Genomic DNA, 1,037 nt, shown 5'->3' with positions numbered 1-1,037 from the left:
GGCCATTGCGGGTGAGGAGGGGTCTTTCCATACCCTGTTAAGTCTCTGGGGTAGCTGTTATCACTGTGATTCATGGCAGACTCCGACTTATTTTTCTGTGTTTAAATCAATATATTGATTGACCCGTAGTATCTATGGCATAAACTCCCAAAGTCTGACTATTTGGTCAACATTTTGTTGGCAGGGTCACAAAAATCACAAGATACATTTTGTCAGAACTCAGAGAAAAATACCCCCTTGATCTTGGGGATAATAAAATTCCAATAAAACCAACAAAAAATCAGGATATGCTATGAAAAAAATGGCTGATGGCTCTATAGGGGCTGATGGCTCAGACGAAGCCATACTGTGGCGACAGACAAAAGTCGACCTGGCCGCCCGCGCCCTGGGTGGTGATGTACTGTCTGCAAGCGATGACTTCTTTGCTGAAAAAGACAACCTGCTGCTGGACTCTGAGCCGGTTTTTCTCCCGGAGAAATATACGGCTTACGGTAAATGGATGGATGGCTGGGAATCCCGCCGGCGCCGCACTGGCGATCATGATTGGGTCATCGTCAGACTGGCGACCCACGGCATGGTGGAAGGGGTCGAAGTTGATACCCGTCACTTTAAAGGTAATGCACCCGGGGCCGTTCAGTTGGAATACATTGCCAGCGAGTCAGATCCCGACGAGCAAAGCCAGTGGCAGACTATGAGCGCCAGAATGGCGGTTGAAGCCGATCATCGCAACCTGATTCGTCTGGATCAGCCTGTTGAAGCCACTCATATTCGCCTGACCATTTTCCCCGATGGCGGCGTTGCCCGTCTGAGAGTCTATGGAAAAATCCTGTTTAACACTCAACACCTTCTCCCCAACGAGCCCGTTGATCTATCGGCTCTGATGAACGGTGCTCGCCCTGTCAGCTGCTCAGATGCTTTCTTCAGCCCAATGCAAAATCTGCTTCGTCCGGGTCGCGGTGCCGATATGCATGATGGCTGGGAAACCCGCAGAAGACGCACTGGCGGTCACGACTGGATGGTCATCAGACTGGCTTCGC

General features: G+C 50.7%; 1 protein-coding gene. It reads left to right on the top strand.

The window, feature by feature from the left end; translation table 11 throughout:
• Positions 1–292: 292 nt before the first annotated feature.
• On the top strand, positions 293–1,037 hold a 745-nt coding region (alc, locus tag KDK16_RS06795), incomplete at its 3' end, for an allantoicase (RefSeq protein WP_257275298.1).

The organism is Endozoicomonas sp. SESOKO4 (assembly GCF_024606275.1).
The sequence above is the reverse complement of the archived record's forward strand: the minus strand, read 5'-3'. Positions and strand labels throughout refer to the sequence as shown.